Origin of the sequence: Streptomyces alkaliphilus (assembly GCF_014141535.1) — a bacterium.
Classification (GTDB): domain Bacteria; phylum Actinomycetota; class Actinomycetes; order Streptomycetales; family Streptomycetaceae; genus Streptomyces; species Streptomyces alkaliphilus.
This window is the reverse complement of the sequence record NZ_VKHT01001761.1, coordinates 1-418: the sequence shown is the minus strand read 5'-3', so window position 1 is coordinate 418 and position 418 is coordinate 1. Positions and strand designations below refer to the sequence as shown.

1 protein-coding gene is annotated in these 418 nt (G+C 74.6%); it reads right to left on the bottom strand.

Annotation, left to right across the window (positions count from 1 at the left end; translation table 11 throughout):
• Positions 1-418: primosomal protein N' family DNA-binding protein (locus FNQ90_RS26650; RefSeq protein ID WP_456115110.1), on the bottom strand; the 418-nt coding region annotated here is incomplete at its 3' end.

Here is a 418-nt window from a genome sequence, read left to right as displayed (position 1 = left end):
CGGCCCTGGCCATCCTGGGGGGCACGGCGAGTTGCACGACGTCGGCCAGGGAACCGGCGTACCGGTCGGCGACGGCGCGGCACAGTTCCAACAGGTCGGGGCGCAGGACGGGCTCGGGCGAGAGGACCCTGGCCAGGGGGGCCAGTCGGCCGGGGAAGTCGCTCTCGGTCAGTCGTTCGACGACGAATCCGTCGACCAGTCGTCCGCCCTCCCTGCGCCCACCGCGTTCCCCCGCGCCGAAACGGATCCGGACCCGGACGCCGGGCAGGGCGGTCTCCGCCATCGACGCGGGGACCGCGTAGTCGAAGTAGCGGTCGAGGTGGACCAAACCCTTGTCCACCAGGACCCGGGCGACCGGACGGTCCTCCGCGAGCGGACGGCGGCGGGCCGGACGGGGGCGGGTCGCGGTCTCCCGCAG